This is a genomic window from Streptomyces sp. adm13(2018) (assembly GCF_008042145.1).
Taxonomy (GTDB): domain Bacteria; phylum Actinomycetota; class Actinomycetes; order Streptomycetales; family Streptomycetaceae; genus Streptomyces.
Window position 1 is genome coordinate 1 of sequence record NZ_RDBH01000292.1, and the last position, 2143, is coordinate 2143.

Below are 2143 nucleotides of genomic sequence, written 5' to 3' on the forward strand. Positions count from 1 at the left end.
GACCCCTGGTCCGGGCCTCTCCTTCGGGGGGGATCCCGCGCGGGCGGAAGCGCGGTCTCGGATCCGCCGTCTCGGATCCGCCGTCTCGGATCCGCCGTCTCGGATCCGCCGTCTCGGATCCGCCGTCTCGGATCCGCCGTCTCAGGTCCGCCGTCTCAGATCAGGAGCACGATCCTGCCCGGCCGGTGGCCGGCCTCCGCGCGGCGGTGCGCCTCCGCGACGGCCTCCAGCGGCATGACGTCGGCCACCCGGGTGATCACCTCGCGGGCCGCCACCTTCTCCAGGGTCTCCTTGAGCCGCTCCGCGTCCGGCGTGGCCCGGACCGCCTCGACGCGGATGTCCCGCTGGGAGGCCGGAATCCGGTCGGGCGCGATCGCCACGAACACCCCGCCGTCCTTCAGCGCCGGGAGCAGCGCCTCGCCGACCAGCGCCCCGTCGAAGACCCCGTCGACCCCGTCCGGGGCGACCTCGGCCACCCGGGCGAGCACCACACCCGGCATGTCGCGGGTGACGGCGTGGTCCGCGCCGAGGATGCTCAGCTCGCTCTCGTCGCCCTCGTGGGCGACGGCGACGACCCGGAGCCCGGCCGCGTGGGCGTACTGGACCGCGAGCCGGCCCACGACGGCGCTGGCGCCGGTGACCAGGAGCGTCGCCCCCGGCGGCAGCGCGAGCCGGTCGAGGCCCTGCTGGGCCGTCGCCGAGGCCAGTGGGACGGACGAGGCCACGGTGAACTCCACGTCGTCCGGGATCGGGGCCAGCCACGCGGGGTCGACCCGGACGATCTCCGCGTACGTGCCCTCGCCGGTCAGCTCCTCGTACCAGGGCACGTAACCGGCCACCCGGGTCCCCTCGGGCATGCCCGGCACGGGGTCGAGCAGCTTGCCCGCGAAGTCCGTGCCCAGCACGAAGGGCGGCTTGAGCGCACCGACCGCGTCGGAGTACAGGCCGGCCCGGATCCGCAGGTCCGCCTGGTTCACACCGGCGGCCTTGAGCCGCACCCGCACCCGGCCGGGCACGTCCCCGGCCACCGGCTCGGGCCGGCGCGCCATTCTGAGGACCTCGGGTCCGCCGTAGGCGGTCACTTCGACGACACGCATGGGGTTCTCCTCAGACTGAACGCCCCCTCGTGGCCATTACACCCACGCTCCCCGGCACCGGCAACCTCTGATGAGCCGCCCGCGCCGGGCCCCTGCGGCGGCGGGCCGACGGGAGGGACGGCCGTCCCGCGGTCTGGCATGCTCTGACGACGTGGACCCCTTGAACGCGGAAGACCCGGTCAGCATCGGCCCGTTCCGTCTGCTCGGCCGCCTCGGCGTCGGCGGAATGGGCCGGGTGTTCCTCGCGCGTTCGGCCGGCGGGCGGACCGTCGCCGTGAAGATCGTGCACGCGGAACTGGCCGCCCAGGACGAGTTCCGGCGCCGCTTCGCCCGCGAGGTCGCGGCCCTGGAGCGGGTCGGCGGCACGGGCACCGCGCCCGTCCTCGGCTCGGACACCACGGCCGGCTCCCCGTGGGTCGCGATCGGCTACGTGCCGGGCCCGTCGCTGCGGGCCGTGGTCGGCGACGAGTTCGGGCCGCTGCCGCCCGTGACCGTGAAGGCGCTGGCCGGAGGCCTGGCCCGGGCCCTGGTGCACATCCACGCGGCCGGGCTCGTCCACCGCGACCTCAAGCCGTCGAACGTGCTGCTCACCGTCGACGGCCCGCGGATCATCGACTTCGGCATCGCACGGGCCGTCGACACCGTCGCCGAGGGCGGCAACCTGACCACCACCGGCGCGGTCGTCGGCTCCCCCGGCTTCATGTCGCCCGAACAGGTGCGGGGCGACCGGCTCACGCCCGCGTCGGACGTCTTCTGCCTCGGCTCGGTCCTCGCGTACGCGGCGACCGGCCGCTCCCCCTTCGGGACGGCGGACAGCGGCGTGCACGCGACCATGTTCCGCATCGCCCACGACGAGCCCGACCTGACGGATCTGGCCCCCGAGCTGACCGGGGTGATCCGGGCCTGCCTCGCCAAGGACCCGGGGGCGCGGCCGACGGCCGCCGAGATCGCGGAGACCCTGCCGGTCCCCGACCCCTGGCTCCCGGCGGACGTCCTCGCCCGGCTCGGCCGCCACGCGGCGCGGCTCCTGGAGGCGGAGCCGACGA

At 75.6% G+C, this 2143-nt stretch carries 2 protein-coding genes; one reads left to right on the top strand and one right to left on the bottom strand.

The features are described from left to right. Positions 1–155: 155 nt before the first annotated feature. Positions 156–1097 carry an NADP-dependent oxidoreductase gene (locus EAO70_RS36705; protein ID WP_148007101.1) on the bottom strand — a complete coding sequence of 314 codons (942 nt, stop codon included), beginning with the start codon at positions 1095–1097 and terminating at the stop codon, positions 156–158. Between the two features lie 151 nt (positions 1098–1248). Here EAO70_RS36705 and EAO70_RS36710 point away from each other — a divergent pair. Beyond that, the coding region (locus EAO70_RS36710) for a serine/threonine-protein kinase (protein WP_148007102.1) at positions 1249–2143 on the top strand (895 nt) is incomplete at its 3' end.